This is a genomic window from Robertmurraya massiliosenegalensis JC6 (assembly GCF_000311725.1).
Lineage (GTDB): Bacteria > Bacillota > Bacilli > Bacillales > Cytobacillaceae > Robertmurraya > Robertmurraya massiliosenegalensis.
Window position 1 is genome coordinate 640,727 of record NZ_HE978512.1, and the last position, 18,434, is coordinate 659,160.

The 18,434-nt window shown below is 37.4% G+C and carries 18 protein-coding genes; 4 read left to right on the forward strand and 14 right to left on the reverse strand.

The genetic code is table 11. The features are described 5' to 3' along the window. Positions 1-15: 15 nt before the first annotated feature. The gene (locus BMSHG_RS09405) at positions 16-747 is read left to right on the forward strand and encodes a GntR family transcriptional regulator (protein WP_019154199.1); all 732 of its coding nucleotides are present in this window, start codon (positions 16-18) and stop codon (positions 745-747) included. 81 nt (positions 748-828) lie between these two features. Here the strand turns inward: BMSHG_RS09405 and nagE are convergent, their stop codons facing one another. Then, positions 829-2,280, reverse strand: coding sequence for an N-acetylglucosamine-specific PTS transporter subunit IIBC (nagE, locus tag BMSHG_RS09410; RefSeq protein WP_019154200.1), 1,452 nt, complete (start codon positions 2,278-2,280; stop codon positions 829-831). 344 nt (positions 2,281-2,624) lie between these two features. Beyond that, positions 2,625-3,053: a hypothetical protein gene (locus BMSHG_RS09415; protein WP_019154201.1), complete on the reverse strand. Its 429-nt coding sequence runs from the start codon at positions 3,051-3,053 to the stop codon at positions 2,625-2,627. Positions 3,054-3,221: 168 nt separating this feature from the next. Here BMSHG_RS09415 and BMSHG_RS09420 point away from each other — a divergent pair, with 168 nt between their 5' ends. Further along, complete coding sequence (locus BMSHG_RS09420; protein WP_392397247.1) at positions 3,222-4,049, forward strand: AraC family transcriptional regulator; 828 nt, start codon at positions 3,222-3,224, stop codon at positions 4,047-4,049. On the opposite strand, the gene BMSHG_RS09425 is transcribed toward BMSHG_RS09420, so the two are convergent. From BMSHG_RS09425 to BMSHG_RS09445, 5 genes are all read right to left on the reverse strand, one after another. Further along, entirely contained in the window at positions 4,046-5,368 is a 1,323-nt protein-coding gene (locus BMSHG_RS09425) for an NtaA/DmoA family FMN-dependent monooxygenase (protein WP_213083598.1), read from the reverse strand. The genes BMSHG_RS09420 and BMSHG_RS09425 overlap by 4 nt on opposite strands. Positions 5,369-5,390: 22 nt before the next feature. After that, the gene (locus BMSHG_RS09430) at positions 5,391-6,173 is read right to left on the reverse strand and encodes an ABC transporter ATP-binding protein (protein WP_019154204.1); all 783 of its coding nucleotides are present in this window, start codon (positions 6,171-6,173) and stop codon (positions 5,391-5,393) included. 15 nt (positions 6,174-6,188) lie between these two features. Continuing rightward, positions 6,189-7,217, reverse strand: coding sequence for a FecCD family ABC transporter permease (locus BMSHG_RS09435; protein WP_019154205.1), 1,029 nt, complete (start codon positions 7,215-7,217; stop codon positions 6,189-6,191). Continuing rightward, positions 7,210-8,184: a FecCD family ABC transporter permease gene (locus tag BMSHG_RS09440; RefSeq protein WP_034658723.1), complete on the reverse strand. Its 975-nt coding sequence runs from the start codon at positions 8,182-8,184 to the stop codon at positions 7,210-7,212. The genes BMSHG_RS09435 and BMSHG_RS09440 overlap by 8 nt, the downstream gene beginning before the upstream one ends. 211 nt (positions 8,185-8,395) lie before the next feature. Further along, complete coding sequence (locus tag BMSHG_RS09445) at positions 8,396-9,373, reverse strand: ABC transporter substrate-binding protein (RefSeq protein ID WP_019154207.1); 978 nt, start codon at positions 9,371-9,373, stop codon at positions 8,396-8,398. Positions 9,374-9,676: 303 nt separating this feature from the next. Here BMSHG_RS09445 and BMSHG_RS09450 point away from each other — a divergent pair, with 303 nt between their 5' ends. Continuing rightward, positions 9,677-10,432 carry an alpha/beta hydrolase gene (locus BMSHG_RS09450; RefSeq protein WP_019154208.1) on the forward strand — a complete coding sequence of 252 codons (756 nt, stop codon included), beginning with the start codon at positions 9,677-9,679 and terminating at the stop codon, positions 10,430-10,432. A gap of 158 nt (positions 10,433-10,590) precedes the next feature. Continuing rightward, positions 10,591-10,812 (forward strand): MmyB family transcriptional regulator, encoded by a 222-nt coding sequence (locus BMSHG_RS29445; RefSeq protein WP_392397251.1) that lies wholly within the window; start codon positions 10,591-10,593, stop codon positions 10,810-10,812. Positions 10,813-10,889: 77 nt separating this feature from the next. Here BMSHG_RS29445 and BMSHG_RS09460 read toward each other — a convergent pair whose 3' ends face one another. From BMSHG_RS09460 to BMSHG_RS09500, 7 genes are all read right to left on the reverse strand, one after another. Further along, on the reverse strand, positions 10,890-11,774 hold the full coding sequence (locus BMSHG_RS09460; RefSeq protein WP_019154210.1) for a hypothetical protein: 885 nt from the start codon (positions 11,772-11,774) through the stop codon (positions 10,890-10,892). 92 nt (positions 11,775-11,866) lie between these two features. Further along, complete coding sequence (locus tag BMSHG_RS09465; protein WP_019154211.1) at positions 11,867-12,370, reverse strand: hypothetical protein; 504 nt, start codon at positions 12,368-12,370, stop codon at positions 11,867-11,869. Then, entirely contained in the window at positions 12,367-12,489 is a 123-nt protein-coding gene (locus tag BMSHG_RS29270) for a hypothetical protein (protein WP_019154212.1), read from the reverse strand. Before BMSHG_RS29270 ends, BMSHG_RS09465 begins: the two co-directional genes overlap by 4 nt. Before the next feature lie 1,024 nt (positions 12,490-13,513). Beyond that, a complete protein-coding gene (locus tag BMSHG_RS09485; protein WP_026073393.1) occupies positions 13,514-14,077 on the reverse strand; it encodes a class D sortase in 564 nt (187 codons plus the stop codon). Positions 14,078-14,155: 78 nt separating this feature from the next. Continuing rightward, positions 14,156-16,636, reverse strand: coding sequence for a choice-of-anchor I family protein (locus BMSHG_RS26010; protein ID WP_019154216.1), 2,481 nt, complete (start codon positions 16,634-16,636; stop codon positions 14,156-14,158). Positions 16,637-16,891: 255 nt separating this feature from the next. Beyond that, positions 16,892-17,830, reverse strand: coding sequence for a malate dehydrogenase (gene mdh, locus BMSHG_RS09495; protein WP_019154217.1), 939 nt, complete (start codon positions 17,828-17,830; stop codon positions 16,892-16,894). 78 nt (positions 17,831-17,908) lie between these two features. After that, on the reverse strand, positions 17,909-18,412 hold the full coding sequence (locus BMSHG_RS09500; protein WP_019154218.1) for a 3-isopropylmalate dehydratase small subunit: 504 nt from the start codon (positions 18,410-18,412) through the stop codon (positions 17,909-17,911). Positions 18,413-18,434 lie beyond the last annotated feature (22 nt).

Sequence of the window (18,434 nt, forward strand, 5' to 3'; positions counted from 1 at the left end):
AGGAGGGGTATTTCCTTGATTGATAAACAATCCCATATACCTATATATTATCAATTAGAAGAACAAATAAAAAGTATGATCTACTCAAAACATTTTAAACCTGGAGATCTATTACCGTCAGAACGAGAATTTGCCGAAAAATATGCAATTAGTCGGATGACTGTACGACAAGCAATCAATAATTTGGTAAAAGAAGGACTTGTTTATCGTGAAAAAGGAAAAGGTACATTTGTCGCAGATAAGAAATTTGAACAGGATTTATCCGGTCTCACTAGTTTCAGTGAAGATATGCGAAATCGTGGACTCATCCCTTCTAATCAATTAATTAGCTTTGATTTTGAACAACCAGATGAAAAACTGGCTTCCATTCTGGCTATTTCTCCTACTGACATGATTTGCAAAATTAAGCGAGTTCGTTTAGCAAATGAGGAACCTGTAGCATTAGAAACCATTTACACACCGAAAAAAATCATTGGTGATATGAATGTTCAAGAATTTTCAACTTCTTTCTATGATTACTTAGAAAAAAAATTGCACGTTAAAATTGGCTTTGGTCATCAAACCATTGAAGCTTCCCTTGCAAACGATGACGAAGCAACGTATTTGAAGATTAAAAAGGATAGTCCCGTCTTAGTGATGGAGCGCACCACCTTTTTACAAAATGAAGAACATACCCCAATCGAATTTGTAATCTCTACCTACCGAGCAGATAAATATAAATTTAAAATGACCATGAAACGTGACTAATTGCATTTATTGAAAACATAGTTGATTTATTTTTCCCAAAGAAGATGGCTAGTATCCATAGTAGATACTAGCCTTTTTTAATTAATCTTCTTTACGGATTTTCTTCACTTCTTCTGCTACTGCTTGTACTTGGGTTCCTACAATGACCTGGATACTATTCTTTCCAACCACTTTAATTCCAGGAACACCGGTTGTTTTAATTTTGTTTTGGTCAACAGCGTCCATATCTTTTACTTCAACACGTAGGCGAGTTGCACAGTTATCAACTGAAACGACGTTGCTATCTCCACCTAGTCCTGCATAAATCGTCTCAGCCATGATGCCAAATCGGTCTTTTGAACCAGCTTGAGCCATATCTTCATTTACGACAACATCCTCATCTTCACGTCCTGGTGTTTTGAGGTTAAACTTCGAAATAAGGAATCGGAAGACGACATAATAGATAACAGCAAATACTAATCCTTGCACAATTAACATAAACGGCTTATTTGCTAAAGGTAGCTGTGAGCTTAATACAAAGTCAATGAGTCCGGCACTAAAGCCAAATCCTGCAGTCCATTGGAATGTTGCCGCGATAAATAAGGAAATCCCTGTTAACACAGCATGCACCACATATAGCGCTGGCGCTAAGAACATGAATGAAAATTCAAGCGGCTCTGTAACCCCGGTTAAGAATGCAGCAATTCCACCGGCCATTAGTAGTGATGCGGCTTGCTTTTTACGCTTTGTTTTCGCTGTATGATACATAGCAAGAGCTGCTGCAGGGAGACCAAACATCATGATTGGGAAGAAACCAGCTTGATATCTTCCAGTAATCCCTTGTTCACCATTACCAGCCCAGAAATTTCCGATATCATTAATTCCTGCTACATCAAACCAAAACACATTGTTTAGTGCATGGTGTAAACCAGTCGGAATTAATAAACGATTAAAGAATCCATATAAACCAGCTCCAGCAGCACCTAAACTACTAATCGCTTCTCCGAATGAAATAAGAGCAGAATAAACAACTGGCCATACAAATAACATGATCATGGAAACGCCCAACATAACAATTGCCGTTAAAATCGGAACTAATCGTTTCCCACTAAAGAATGCTAAAGCATCTGGTAGTTTTACATTACTAAAACGATTGTAAAGGGCCGCTGAAATACAACCCGCCATAATACCAATAAAAACATTTTCGATTCCGTCAAAAGCCATATTTACTTCTTCAACCGGAATATGCCTTAAATTCGCAACTGAATCAGTAGAAAGTAATTTTGTTATCACAAGATAGCCGACTAAACCACTAAGTGCAGCCGCACCATCCTTTGCCTTCGTCATCCCAATGGCGACCCCAACCGCAAAAAGAATCGGGATAAAATCTAAAATCGATGAACCTGCCCCAATGAAAAAGGCAGCAACTGGATTTCCGGCACCCCAGCCTTCATGGTCAATAGCATATCCAATCCCCATTAGTAGGGCAGCAGCAGGTAGCACCGCAACCGGTAACATAAGGGACTTACCAAGATTTTGTAAATACTTCATCATGGTAAAAGACCTCCTCTTACATATTTTTTAACGAATCGATTTCGCATTCTTCTAAATCCCATTTAAAAATAATTAGTGCAAAAACTTATCTGAATGCGTTTTCAACCGATATCTCGGTTCGATTATAGCATTAACCGATATAGTTGTCTATACAACTAGCTAATACTATTCATACCGTTCGGAACGCTATGAAGCTATCGATATATTTCCCGGAAATATTTCATTATGATCACCAATCGATTTTTATTAAAGTTCCATTGGGAAATTTTCTTCAACATCCATTACTATTTAACTAAAAAAATAATTATCAATCGACGATGCTTCACACAATTCTATATTCACTCCTAATTAAGCTGCTTATTATTGCTGTCTGTAATGACGATATTTTCTTTATTGATTCTGAAAGCTCCATCCTCTGAAATTAATTGAATCATGTTTTCTACGAGTTCCTGTATCGATTTACTATCAAGTTCTTGGTCTACATCTAATACTGCTGTTAGAGAAAGCTCTCCTTCACTTATTTGTGAAAGTACTAACAAAACGGACTCTTCCTTTATTTTTAATTGATTTTTGATTAAAACCGTTAATTCTTCTTGTTTCTCTGCTACCCATTCAAAATCTTCTCCATTAGAAAGATCAGATGTAACTACTACTTCACTATCAGCAGTTGCATTCTCCGTATTCTCTTCTTTAACATTTTCTTTACTATTACAACCAACAATTAACATTGAAAGAACAAAAATGAAAATTGATATACATGAAATTTTTTTCACGCTCGTATTCTCTCCCTAAAAATCAACTTGTTTCTATCCATTTCCAAGCTTAGTATGGCAAATACATCTTGTAAAGAACCTTTATCGTAATAATTTGGGAGGATTTTTGGATTAAATATTGATATAATTATTAATAATGATAATCATTTTCAATTGAGTTTATAAAGGGTGACTACATTGGCTATCAAAACGAATGAATTAATCGAGTATTTTGCGACCTCCTCGATTGAATTTAGAAATGCGTTTAAAAGTACATTACCGGCTGGAAAAATAGATACAAATCGCAAGACCGATTCGCAAACTTGTGGACTGATCATACCATTAAAGGGCTCCGCTCGCTTCTCATTGAATGGAGTTCCCTATTATATCAATGAAAATTTGATCGTTCATGCTGGTGCAGGTATGGATATAGAGATTAAAACGTTTGAGGAAGAGTGGAGTTATGTCGTCATACACTATCATTTAATCCATGCAGAAGAGCACTTTAAATCATTTATAAACAAGCATTTCTCGATTGAAATTGATCATATGGACGATGTCCTAAATGTAATTCAACAGTTATTAGGCAAAAATATGAATCCTGATTATTTTTCGCAATTTGAGTTAAAGGTTCTTTTTATGAATCTCCTTCAAGCCATTTTACATGGAGCTAGAAATAGTCAATATAACTTTACGTTGCAGCAAGTGACGAAAATCTTAGATTATTTTCATACTCACTATGAGGAAGAAGTATCCATTAGTGAAGTAGCTGATATGTTCGATATAGATCGGAGAAGAATTGCCTATCTTTTTGAGAAAATTACCGGTTTAACCCCGATTCAGTATTTAACGAGATACAGAATTTCAAAAGCGAAAGAATTGTTAACCATTAGTGAGTTAACCGTCTCTGAAATATCCGAAGCAGTTGGATATCAAGATAGTTTCTATTTTAGTAGAGTATTTAAAAATATTACGAAAATGTCACCAAGCAACTATCGAAAAGTACATCAAGGTTAATCGAGGGGATGCCGTCCCCTCGATTTGTTACTATTCAAATGCTCTCGCAACGTAGAGCCGGTATACTCTTCTCTAAATAACCCTTTTTCGACTAATAGAGGGACTACTTTTTCAAAAAATAGATTCAATGATCGGACAGAGCCACCTGGTAAAGCAATAAATCCGTCTAATGCCCCATGCTCAAACCATTTTGTGATTTCTGCTACAGCTTCCTCAGCTGTACCTACTATCACCCAATGAGCAGAACCAATTACTTCAGGTTTTAAAAGTAATTCTTGCAAGGTTGGCTCTTCTTTGACAATAATCCTTCTTAATAAATCTGCATGCGTTTTACTTCGTACGTTTGTGAACACTTCAGGAATGTGATCAGTCGTTACTTTCGATTGAAGAGGAAGATGACTTAGGTCCACTCCTAAGATTCGTTTAACCGATCCTAATCTCTGTTCTGTCGTTAAATGGGTATGTGCATTTTTATAAAGCAGTGTTGCTTCCTCGTGGGTTTCTCCTAAAAAGAAGTGCATGCCAGGTAAAACACGGATGGCCTCCGTTTTACGCCCATGTTCATTCGCTCTTTTTTGCAAATCACTTCTTAATTCAATTGCTGACTCCATATCTGGTGTTGCGGCAAAGCACGCATCCGCCACTAGTGAAGCAAAGTTTCTGCCTACATTAGAGGCACCTGCCTGAAAGAATGGAATTGACTTAGAACAATATGACGGGATATTCAATGGACCTTCTACTTTATAAAAATCGCCTATATGGTGAATGGCAGAAATCATATCTTTATTGGCAAATTGACCTGATTCACGATCCATTGTAAGGGATTCATTTGGGTAGCTTTCCCAAAGTTTTCGCACTACTTCGGTAAATTCTAGTGCTCGGTCATATCTTTCTTTTGAAGATGGCATTGAACTTTTTCCGAAGTTCCCGCTCCCCTCAATAGATGTAACAATATTCCAACCGATGCGCCCTTTACTAATCCAATTTAGGGATTGAAGCTGTCTGGCAACAGTAAATGGCTCACTAAAAGTGGTTGACATCGTAGCAACAAGACCAATTTTCTCAGTTTCTCTCACAATAGAGGTTAGCAATACAATAGGATCTAAACTACTAAAGCCTGGAGATTGATTGATCATTTCTTTATTTAGAAAGAGGCTGTCTGGTTTAAAGACAAAATCCAGCTTGGAAGCTTCTGCTTTTTTAGCCAATTCTAGATAATAATCACTTGACAATAGCTGCTCAGCTTTACTATCATCCTTCCTCCAACCATCTCCATTTAGCCATGTTGGGGAAAGAGTTAAGCCAATACACAAAGACATGTCCATTCTCCTTCCTTCACCTTCATGAGAGTACATCATACGATACACAAATCGGAATCCCCTCATCCTCGATAATATTAGCCGTAATCTGGAATACCTCTTTCAAAACGGATGGTGTCATAATCGCTTCAGGTGTGCCAGTCGCTAACACTTTCCCATTTCTCATCGCCATAATCGTATCTGAAAAGCGAGAAGCCTGATTGATATCATGCAGGACCATGACAATCGTACAATGGTGCTCTTCATTTAATTTTTTTACAATTTTTAAGACTTCAATTTGATGAGCCATATCTAAGTATGTCGTAGGTTCATCCAATAAAAGAATGTCCGTTTTTTGCGCTAATGCCATCGCAAGCCATACTCGTTGTCTTTGACCACCTGATAATTGAGCCAACTCACGTGCTTCGAACTCAGCTGTTTGAGTTACGTCCATCGCCCACTCAATCATCTCCTTATCATGCTCGGTCAGACGATTGACATTTTTTCGATGGGGATAACGACCGTATGAAATTAATTCTCCTACTGTTAACTGCGGAGGAGCTGAAGGAGATTGAGATAGAATTGCTAATCGTTTCGCAATTTCCTTCGTTGAAAGAGTCTGCATGTCCTGCTCTTGAATAAACACCTGACCTCTTTCCTTTTTCAATATCCGTCCCATTGTTTTAAGTAAGGTTGATTTGCCACAACCATTTGGACCAATGATCGTCGTTATTTTTCCATATTCAATTGAAGCTGTTAAGTTTTCAAAAATCAGATTTCGTTCATAACCTGCTGTTAATTCTTTAATACGGAAAGCCGTTTGCATCCGCTCGCCCTCCTTTTATCGGGATTTAACTAATAAATACAAGAAGTATGGGATTCCGATAATGGCAACAACAATCCCTACCGCTAATTCTGATGGCGCAAATAAGGTTTTTCCAATAAAATCAGAAAACACAAGCAATGCTGCGCCACTTAGTGCGCTCACAGGAACAACATAGCGATGTTTAACCCCCACTAATTGACGGGCAATATGGGGAGCCATTAATCCGATAAAACCAATGCTTCCAGATACTGATACACAGGCACTAACTAGACCAACGCTAGCAAGGAGTAAAATGACTTTTTCCCTTTCCAAATGAATTCCTAAGCTGACAACCATGTTATCTTCAAGCTGAAAATAATCGAGTAAATAAGACTTTTTAAATAAATAGAATCCTAAAATGAGAATCCATGGCAGCATCGAAATAATAAATATCCAGTTTGCATTATAGATCGCACCAGCTTGCCAAAGAGCAGCTGATTCAAAGTCTTTTTCATTCATTTTCAAGGAGAGGTACAAAGACAAGGCTCCGAATCCACTATTTATGGCAATCCCTGTTAGCAGCAATCGTTGTACATCTAAACGACCATTTTTATAGGAAAGAACAAAAATAATTGCAGCAGCGATGGTTCCACCGACTAATCCAAATAACGGCATCATCATAATATTTAGCCATTCAGAACCATCTGTACGCACCGCCTGAAATTGAAAGAAATACATGAAAAAGACAACGGCCGCTCCTGCTCCTGCATTAATGCCCAGAATCCCCGGGTCAGCAAGATCGTTTTTCGTAATCCCTTGTAGCACACAGCCAGCTAACGCTAAACCAATCCCTACTAAAATCGCAATCACAATCCGCGGGAGGCGAAGTTCGAAAATAACCAAGCGAAACTTTTCATTATCTTCTAAACCAACAAGGGTATTCACCACCTCTAAGATACTCATATCAAACATGCCATTAGTGACATGGAGGTAAAATCCGATAAAGATAAGTAAGAAAAGGATAGTTATTTTGATAAAAAACTGACTCTTCTTTCGTTTAGGCATGCCTATCACCTCCACGAGAGCGGATTAAATAGAGGAAGAATGGGATGCCGACAAAAGCGGTGACGACCCCAATCGGCGTTTCAAAAGGATAGTTAATAAAACGACTAACTAAATCACAAAGACTAAGGAAAAAAGCCCCAACAAGGATGGAACATGGAATAATCGATCGATAATCTACTCCTACTAAAAATCGAACGATATGCGGGATCACCAGTCCAACGAAAGCAATTTTTCCGACAAGGGCCACTGCAGTTCCGGTTAATAAAACAACAGCAATCATCGATAAGTAGCGAATCAACTTTGTTTTTTGCCCAAGTCCAACCGCAATATCGTCGCCTAAGGATGTGACCGTAATGGCACGTGCACAAAATAAAGCGATGAGCATCCCGACTAAGCCAAATGGAATGGAAAGCAACAGCATATCGGTGTTCACAATATGAATTTTTGTGTTATACCATGCGGCAACGGTTTGGGAGACTTGAAAATACATCGCAATAGCGGATGCGACACTGCTTAAAAAAGTTCCAATAACCGTTCCAATAATCGCTAGCCGTACAGGTGATAACCCATTTTTAATCGCTGCTCCAAATCCAAAAACTAGGCCTGCTCCAAGTGCAGAACCAATAATCGATAATAGAATCATTTGATAATTAGCCAATCCTGGCACAAATACAATGGCCACTGTGATGACAAAAGCAGAGCCATCATTCACCCCCATTAGAGAGGGTGAGGCAAGATAATTACGGGTAATTCCTTGCATAATTGCTCCTGCAACAGCTAAAAAGGCACCGACGAATAAAACGGCGATTGCTCTAGGGATTCTGCTAGTGCGAATGATTTGATGATCAGCGTTCCTTTCATCAAAATCGAACAGCGCTTGCCAAATCGTTTCAATACTTATCTCCTTTGTTCCATACAATACAGAGATCACCGTAATCCCGATGATGAGTACAGGAGTTATGAGCATAATAATCTTTCGAATGTTAGCTGTTTGATTCACTCTTTTGCACCTATCTTCTAACGTGAAGATTGGAAGCAAAGAATCATCCTGCTTCCAATCCCCCACTTCCATATTTTAATCTACACTTCAAGTTAAAAAACGAACGCATATGGCTTAATAAGCGACGTAACCTCTTAATATTCGTTTTTCGCGCACCGTCTTACAGCGTGAAATCAGCTCACTTCAGTAAATTTTCTTCCACAACATCTAAAAATCTTGTTTTCGACCAAGCTGTACCACCTTCAGCTAATGGGGCGATTGTATTCACGTACACTTCTCCATTTTTTGATGCTTTCAAGCTATTAAAAATCGCATTATTTTGAAGCTCTTCCAACGCTTTAGGAGCATCGGCATTTTCTGTCTCCTCAAATTGTAAGAAGATACTATCTGGGTCTACCTCTGATAACGTTTCTAATGAAATTTCCGCTTGTGCTTCAGCCTTTGCAACGACATCCGGAACTTTTAATCCTAGATCTTGATAAAGAATCGGGTTGAAATAAACATTCTCTGGATAAACGTACATTAACCCACCACGGACACGAATCATGAGAACTGATTTTTCACTTATGTCAGAGTTAGCAATCTCCTCTTTTGTATCCGCCACTTTTTGTTCATAATCAGCAATCAATTTTTCAGCTTCTGCCGTTTTATTGGTCAATTCAGCTAAAGCTAATAGATTATCTTTCCAATTGGCTGAAATATGAGAGTATGGGAGAGTCGTAGCCAATTTATTCATTTGAGTCATCACATCTTCCCCCCATTTAGACGTTCCAATGATGGCATCGGGGTCTAGCGCGAGAATGGCTTCAGCACTCGGGGCTCTCTTATTTCCAACTAATGTTGCTCCCTCTAGTTCATTTAAATATTCGGGGATTTTTCCACCCACTTCTAAAACACCGACTGGTTTAATGCCAAGAGCGACTGAATCTTCCATTGCTTCAAAGCTTGCGGCTACAATATTCTCTACTGGGTTTGAGAAGGTATACTCTGCCCCTAAGTAATTCAATTTTATTTCCTTCGCTTCTTCTACCTCTGATTTGGTTGCTGTTTCAACCGGTTTTTCCTCTGTTTTTGTATTACTTTCTTCTGATGTGTTACAAGCAGCCAAAGAAAAGGTTAACAAGGCTGCCATTCCATATTTCCAATACTTACTCATCTATTTCCCTCCAACTTTAATTGATATTGATTCTCATTACTAATCCCATCCTATCAAACCATTTTAGGGAAATGAATAGATATTTGCGGATGAAAGAATGGACATTTTTCCCTAAATCAAACCACGATTTCCTATAAAATAAACATTTATTTTTATAAATAATGGATTTTTTTCAAGTATGTACATTCATTTTTGTAATTTTTTAGTATGAGAAAATAGAAAATAGATTTGTATGATAGCGAAGGAATGTATTACTATTGGATTCATTCAATGATTATTTTCTTGTAAGGGAGACTGGAAAATTTGCAAAAAAGAGATTTTGAGTTTCAGTATTTCTCGCAATCAACTGAGTATGAATATACCATTCAAGTGTATGTACCGAATACGACTCCTCCTCAAACAGGATTTCCGATTATCTATGTGTTGGATGGACAATCTTATTTTGAATTTGCTAAACATGCGATTAAACTTCAGTCACAAAATAAACGGAAAACGAGAATAGAACCGAGTATCGTTGTCGGTATTTGTCACGATGAGCAGGATATGAGGCAGCGTAGATTCTATGAATTCACCGCCCCTGCAGCCCAATATATTTTCCCTAAACATGCTAAAGGGAAACAAATGGACCTAGGAGAAAATGGTGGAGCACCCCTATTTCAAAAATTCATGGAAGAGGAACTAAAACCCTTTATTGAAAAAAAGTTTGAGGTGGATACAAATAAACAAACGCTTTATGGGCATTCTTTAGCTGGATACTATACAATTTGGTGCTATTTGACTCACTGTCACGATTTTCAAACATATCTTGCCATAAGTCCTTCTATTTGGTGGAACGGAAAAGAGCTCTTTGATTATGTAAAAAAGGCTCATCCTCACGATCTGCAAAAATTATTTATCGCTGTCGGTGAACATGAAGGCTTCATGGTAGAGGATGCAAAAGCGTTTTATGAAGAATTACCTAGTTCTTCCAGAATGCTGTATATCGCTTCAGATGAAAATCATGCTTCCATTGTTCCAACAACGATTAGTCGGGCATTTCGCTTTATTCGTGAAATATAAATTAGCCTTCCAAAACTTTATAACAAAACTGGCTGAGAATTTCTCTAAGCCAGTTTTGTTACGAAACATTTACTTATTCCCCATTTAATTGATTAAATATTTCTTGTCGTTCTATTCTATTAGCGTTCGTAGTCTATTCTGAAAACCCGTAGGTAATTATAAAAAGTGAGGAGTTTGTAAACTATTGGCAACAACATGATGTACTCGATGATCAAGATGCCTATAAAGTCCTTAATCATCCAGACGTCGGGGTACTGACCTTTGATCATCTTACACTGCAACCATTGGGCTATGCTGATCTTGAAGTTTCCGTCCATATCCCCCTTCAAGATACCCAAACCGAAAATAGAATCAAATTACTAATGAAAAATCACTCCTGACCTCAGGAGTGATTCTTTGTTTTTCAATTAGGGTTTAAAGGCTTTGCACCTAAAAATCAGAATCTAAGATTGTAAATTTAGCGTTCATTTTCCAATTGTCTATATAAAGCTCCCTTCCTACTTGAATATAATGTATCAAGCATGTAAGTATACAAGTACATACTCCATATAGAAATGGATGAAGAAATCCAAAACCAGCCTTCCTTAAAACTCATCAAATCGAGCTTCATAGCCAAAAAATGTGCCATATAAAGGAATACGATCACTGCGATTTTCCATTTCCAGCGAATTCCCGCATAATAAATAATCATAATGATTGTACCAAGTAGTAGCATATACATGCTCGATAACAGAATCAGACTATGTACCTTATCGGCAAGCAAATGATCACTGAATTTCTGAATACCACTTAGGCGTAATACCCAAACAATGGTATTTTGATGCAACGTTAACAATCCGAGAAATATATATAAGTACGATAGAAAACCTTTCAATCGTGTAAAACAAATACGATAAGCTTGCTTTGTTACCCAGAAAAAAAACATCAAAAAGACAACGGTCATCCAAGTTTGATACCAGTTTTGTTTATATATCCCCAAAGCTTTAAATAATTCCTCAATTAATCCATATAGTACGGCAAAAACAATATACCAATAATATCTCAGTTTCAATGTGGCAAGCAGTAGTGCTGTAGCCGATACTGAGAACTGCGAAAATAAATTTCCAACTATCGAATCATCCGGTGGAGAGTTCAAAATGATTTTGGGGAAATACGTATACGCTTTTAAAACAGATAAAATAATCATTTCAAAGAAAAAGGTCATCCCACTAACCGTTAAATACAAAGCAAAAATGGGTTTTCGTTGTTTTACCTTTAAGAAGATAACAATTAACTCAATAATCGTCGTTATTCCGAGTAGGATAAACCAAATTGTATGACTCCAAAAAGCGGTTCCCATCATCTATAGAACGCCCCTAATCCGGCAAGCCAGTTTGACTTTATCTTTCCTCGAATTTCAAAGAAATATGTCTACTCTCGCAGCAAATCCCCTGCTTATAATTCTTTATTTCCGTATTTCATAATCAGCGAATAAAAATACACCCAGAAACTTAGAACCAATAAATAAATGACAAAAGAATAATAAAAATTAAATCCATGTCGATAGTGGAAGATCCCTATTTTTTTACAAATGATTTCCATACCTAGACTCACAAACGCCCAAGCTAACACATATATCGGTGTATAACGTGGCTTGACGTTTAAAAGATGAAATAGATAAAAGAATAGATAACTGTATGGACCGTACATGATATGCGAAAAAAAATCCATCACTTCAAAGTGACTACTATCATTTACATCATAAAAGCTTACTGGCAAAACACTGAGACCGTGATCGGCAAAGAAACCAAAAAACACACCTGTGGTAATAAAAACAATTGTTGTCTGTTGAGTAAAGCGTTTGGGGAGTAAAACTACTACTAAAACGCCAATAACAAGTGCACCAATGATAAACCATTCATTCAAATTAAATTGATTGTCATAGTAAATTACCTTCATGTCTGTTGATGTTCTCCTTTTTCAAGTCCCTTAAACCAATGTGCGATCCACCAAAGGAGCAGCATGAATACTCCATACATCAAAACTGAATAGATGACATGCCAGTTTTCAAAGGACATCACCTTCCCCCATAAATATACTTGGTCATTTAGGCATAATGAGATTAGAATTGCTGCCGATATTAAACCTTTCCACTTCGCTTTTATATGTGAAAAAAGCACGCTAATGAACAAGAGGTAATGGAAAGGAATGATCAAAGTGCGAGCCAAATACATGGAAAGAGATCCCTTTATACTTTTAGACACGATGACCCAATGCAAATTAATATCAAGGAAAGTGAAGATTGAAATGGTGATTATTTCAATAAGCATGTACAAAAAAACAAGCTCATTAACTCTTAAATTTTTCGGAATGAGGCATAATACAATCAGTATTATCCAAGATATTGAAGCTAAAAGTAAGAGGATCATTTCAACCATCCTTGAACAGAAATTTGGAAGTATTGATCCTATTTTGTCCCAAACTAGGAGGTTATCAACCAATTTTCTGTTGAAAAAGAGAGCTATTTTTTAACTTGAGTCGTGATGAGGATATATGAAAAAAAAACACCTACAAAATGTAGGAGCTTCCGGTTTGACTTATTCGTTCCAAACATCTCTCCCCCTTAAGCGGAATTTTTCCTGTTATCTCCTCAATGACGTCCCTTTTAGGAGAAATAACGGAAGATTTTCCGCTTATGGAGGGCAAAAACGTTTATTTTGGCATTTTTTGAGGGAATAGCAGGAATTCTTCCTGTTATTTCGGCTCTTTTTCATGATGGTTGCTCATTAAGCGGAATTTTTCCTGTTATGTTTTCATACCGATACGCCTACTGTTTATACGAACCTATCCACAAGTCGAGGGAATTTATAATTTCCTAAAACGTATGCCCATTCATACGTCTTTTGGTGTGTCTATTCAATACGGATTGTGGTTTTGAAATGACTAAAGTGCCAGCCATTCCGTCTCATACAGGGCGTGCGGTACGTATAAATTTCTTTTTCGGTTTTTCAAACAAAATATTGTGTATAAATCCTATTGTCCAAAAGCAACGATGTTTGAGAAATGAGCCCTTAATTAAGAAGGTAACTGAATACGGAACGGTTAGTTTTTTACTTTTTCTGCATAGATAATATATCGTTGTGGTGCATTTCCAATGTATCCAAAAGGGTAGCAAGTCGTTAAAATCAACTCTTCTTTTTCATTTTGTAATGTGATAATACTTCTATCATCTGCGTCAACGATTTTAGTATCAATAATTTTATATGAGAATTCTCCATAAGGAATTTCAACTTGGAGTTCATCTCCCAATTTTAGCTCACCTAGTCGCGTAAACACGGTATCTCTATGTCCAGATAAAACAATTTGACCATTTTGTTCTGGAAAATAGGACCCTTTATAATGACCCACTCCCTTTTCTAATTCTTCGGGATCGGTTCCTTCAACGATGGCTAATTCTGAATTGATTGCGGGAATCTTTAATAAACCTACCGTATCTCCTTGCTTCGGTGAAAAAGTATCTTTCACGCTATCTGCTGATGACTCTACAACAACTCTTTTAGCTTCCTCCAATGTTTGGCTGGCTTTCACTTTAGACTGAACAATTTCCCATGATGCATAGCCAATTAAACAAACCCCAACCAATATAATAAGGTAATATTTTTTCATAATCTCCCTCATATCTTTTTTACATTAGTTCAAAAAGATCCCCCTTAAAACAGAGGGATCTTCAGTTGACCGAAGCAATTAATCGTGCATAACTCTTCTTTTTCTTATGAATACTCCAATCCCACCTAAGATGACTATCACGAAGCCTATTGCGATGAGATTAAAGTGATTTGTCGCTGTATTTGGAAGTTTATTTCCTGAACTATTTTTCTCTGATTGCTTTCCATTTGTATTAGAATCTTTATTCCCAGGTACATTTCCACCTGAATTCGCTGAATTATCTCCACTATCAGAGCCTTTATCACCCGATTGATCGCCGTCAGTATTGGAGTCTTTATGATCATCGGATGAATCTTCTCCATTATTATCTGAAGAAGTTTCTTCAAATACTCCAAATGTACTAAAATGGCTTACTTCTACCCATACTTTTCCTAGAGTAGAATCATAGCTTGTAGGCGTGATTTTCTCTGCCTTCTTTCCATTCTCATCAATATAATAAACAACAACATTTGCCCAATTCTCAATCTTATTTGGTTCAACTTTAAACTGAAGAATACCTTTATTGTCTTCAAATTTATCAATGACTGTTCCATCTTCAGCTTGAATTGTTAAGTCATATACTGGACCAACTGCACCTTCATATGACTTCGGAATTATGCTAATCGTAACGCTTTGTTGCACATTTTTCAATAAAATTAGCGGCAATTCAACCTCAATCGTGTCCATTATGATTTTAACTTTTGCTTTTGGATTTGCACTTAATATGTCTGTGACTTTATCTGTCGTTAAGGTTAAGCTTAACTGCGAGTTTATTGAAAAATCGAAAATGATGTTCCCGCCCTCGTTCATTAAACTCTTATCTAGTTCTTCATAAGCACTGTTCGGATCTTCAGGTGGTGTTGGTTGAATAGGAACTTGATATTCATTCACAGAAACCGTTCCACTTACCTCATTTCCGACAATCACAAGTGGACGACCTGTTGGGCTTAGATCTTGCGGAACAAATTCGAGACCTTCTGGTGCTACATCCCCTGCTATTTTAGCAGAGAAATCTCTTGTGTTTAGATAGTTAGCAAACTGCGCATTTTGGGGATTGGAAATATTATAGGTCATCACCCCACCGATTCTCTCAAGACCGACAAAGGCATAAACTTGATCACCAATCACACCGACTTTTACATCCTCAGGCTCTGGACCTTTTTTCGCACTACGCTTGTCCATTTCATCATCATCATTTGACCAGTTAAAATAATCTGGAAGACGTTCTGCTGTGATTTTTTCGAAATCACTTCCACTGTCGTAAACCAGTTCCATTGTGTCAGCCTTCCAAATAGAGAAAGAGCGGCCACCCAATGTATAGATTGCATCTGTTCCACGATCGGTTAATACTTCAAGTTTGTCATAATCCTTTGAACCTTTCATCCTCTCAAATGCTTCTTGTGCTTCTTCAGCTGACATCCCTTGAAAGGTTTTAGTAAGTGTGATCGAATCTTTGAAATCTTTAAAGTCTGCTATATTGATAAATTCAGAATCATCTTCGCCCCACTCTGTTGCATCTCCCTCGTTACCCGTCACTAAATAATCAATGCCACCAATATTGACAGAGGCAACTGCATCTGGCATGTACACGCCTAAAATAGGTAAATTTTCGAATTCAATTTTTCCATTTCTTGCAGCATCAAGTTCGTTTTCTGGCAAGGAATGATCCTTATATCCAAGGGATTTTACAGATAAAACTTTGCCTTTTTCAATATCAATTGTCGCAATCGCATTATTCTCTTGTAACGTTACATAGGCCCTTTTCCCATCTTTTGAAATGGCAATGTATTCAGGTTCAAAGTCTTTGCTTGCATCTGCTTTCGTTCCATTATTGCGAATATGAACATCGTCTGCAATCACATGTACATCATCGAATTTCACTAGCTTGCTTTTTCCAGAAGCCACATCCACAATCGTAATAGAACCCTCTGGATCAACATGACCTAAACCTAGACGAGGCTCCGCCTCATCAGCAGATAATATATACTTTCCATCGTCAGCTATTTTGACCATATCTGGCTGGACACCTGCTTCGTATTCAGCTTTAATTTCTCCATCATAATCGATGACGACGATTTTCCCTGGTTTTGTATAATCCTTCTCCTGAACAGCTACAGCGATCATGTCATGTGATGTATTGATATCAATGCTCGTTAAATCTCCATATGTAAATTCTGCATCTTTTATTGCATCTGCAATATTAATTGATTTCTCTTTTTGAAGTTGCTGAACAGTATCTGATGATGTTAAACCTTTAAGACTGACGATATCGAGTGTTTGTTCCTGCCCGTTAATCACATAGAATTTTGCGTTATCGGCGTTGTATTTAACAATTTCAGCAACGCCACCATCTGCATTTGCCTGACCCATTTTATACCCTGCAATTTTTTTGACTTCCAGCGAATTTTGATAGCCCGTTTCTGCGAATGCATCACTTGCATAAGCTGGAATACCGGAAACTAGTAATGTACCGGCAAGAAAAACCTTACTGAAAAAGCTGAACTTTTCATTACGCTTCATTAAAATTCCTCCTTGTTTTTCATCCCATTCCCAAAGTCACCATTTTTGACACGAGCTAACTAGATGCAACAATTTTTGACAACCTGGATCAGTTTATCATTAAAATATTCAGAAAATTTTACTGTTTTGTTAATTTAATATGGAGTTATTGTAAAATCTTTATTGAAATTGGCTTAGTTGACATAAAGAAAGAGACCGTCAAATGATGACGACCTCTCTCTTTACAACTTTATGGATGAACTGTTTTTTATATTATTACGCTAACACATTTATAACAGTTTTTACGGATTCTGCCGAGCGATCAAGAGCTGTTTTCTCCTCATCTGTTAAAGTAAGCTCAATAATTTTTTCAATCCCATTTGCACTTAAAACAGTCGGAACACCGAGAAAAAGATCATGATAGCCATATTCACCTTCAAGATAAGTAACCGCTGGTAATATTCGGCGCTGATCCTTTAATATTGCTTCCGTCATTTCAGCTAAAGAGGCTGCTGGAGCAAAATAGGCACTACCATTTCCAAGCAGTTCGACAATTTCTCCGCCCCCTTTACGAGTCCGGTCTACGATCTCAGCAAGCTTTTCTTCTGATAACAAGGTTGTCAATGGAATTCCACCTGCATAAGAATACCTTACTAATGGTACCATTGTGTCTCCATGTCCACCGAGAACAAAACCTTTTATATCTTTCACTGAGATATTTAATTCCTCCGCAATGAAAGTTTGAAAACGAGCTGTATCAAGCACCCCAGATTGTCCGATCACACGGTTTCTTGGGAAACCAGACTCCTTAAAAACGGTATATGCCATCGCATCAACAGGATTTGTTAAAACTATAATGATACAGTTAGGAGAGTATTTTACAATCTCTTTTGTGATGCTAGCCATGATCTTTTGATTCGTTTGAACAAGATCATCACGACTCATACCAGGCTTACGTGCCATTCCTGCGGTAATAATGACAATATCAGAATCAGCGGTTTCCTCATAATTTGAGGTTCCGGTAATATGGACATCAAACCCCTGGACAGGACTAGCTTGAAGCATATCAAGTGCTTTTCCTTTCGTTGCATTTTTATTATGATGTGTGTCAACTAACACAATATCTCCTAATTCTTTTTGCGCTAGTAATAATGCAACTGTGGAACCTGTATATCCACTTCCAATGATTGAAAGTTTTTTTCTTTTTAAAGGCATAGTCAAACTCCTTCATATTCTATCAATAATATGGTGGCAACCAGAAAAAGGAAGTAGCTCCCATCTAGTTTATGAACGCTATAATTGTTGAAGTTGATTTTTGATCATTGCTTTAATTCCACTACTTGCAAGTATATTCATAATATACTCCGATATCGGCTGGGCCTGTATAACGGAACCTTTTGTTTCGTTGACGATCGTCCCTGACTGGATATCAATCGTTAATTCATCTCCTGGCGTAACGGCCGTACTAATCCCTGGACAAACGAGTACAGGTACTCCCAAATTAATTGCATTTCGATAAAATATCCTTCCAAAGGATTCAGCTACTATCGCTCCGACACCGACAGCTTTGAGAGTAATCGCAGCATGCTCTCTACTGGAACCACACCCAAAATTGGTTGAAGCAACAATAATATCTCCTTTTTTGAATTGTTTAACAAAGTTCGGGTCTGCTCCCTCCATCGCATGTTTGGCAACATCCTCGACATTTGTCAGCTCAACAAAACGACCTGGGTATATTTGATCTGTATCAATGTTTTTACCGAAAACAAAAGCTCTTCCTTGTAATTGTTTTTCCATTCTAAGGATCTCCTTTGTCAAC